Origin of the sequence: Pantoea sp. UBA5923 (assembly GCF_002431095.1) — a bacterium.
Taxonomy (GTDB): domain Bacteria; phylum Pseudomonadota; class Gammaproteobacteria; order Enterobacterales; family Enterobacteriaceae; genus Pantoea; species Pantoea piersonii.
Genome location: NZ_DJDN01000077.1, coordinates 2,602 through 2,889 on the forward strand (window position 1 = coordinate 2,602; position 288 = coordinate 2,889).

1 protein-coding gene is annotated in these 288 nt (G+C 55.9%); it reads left to right on the plus strand.

Annotation, left to right across the window (positions count from 1 at the left end; genetic code table 11):
* The coding region (locus tag B3797_RS17205; protein ID WP_414693107.1) for an ABC transporter permease at window positions 1-288 on the plus strand (288 nt) is incomplete at both ends.

The following is a 288-nucleotide window of genomic DNA, read 5'->3' on the forward strand; positions in this document are numbered from 1 at the left end:
GTCTCGGCGCGCGGTCTGGCGCAGTATTACACCCAGGGTAATCCGATCAGCTTCCTTTCCGACGGCTTTACCTCCATCGGCCAGGGCGCGATGCCGGTTATTATCTTTCTTGTGGTGGCGCTGCTCTTTCATATCGCGCTGAAGCACACCCGCTACGGCAAATACGTTTACGCTATTGGCGGTAATATGACCTCGGCCAAGGTCTCTGGCATTAACGTTAATAAATATCTGATTATCGTCTATACCATCGCCGGTGCGCTCTCCGGCCTGGCGGGCGTGGTGCTGGCG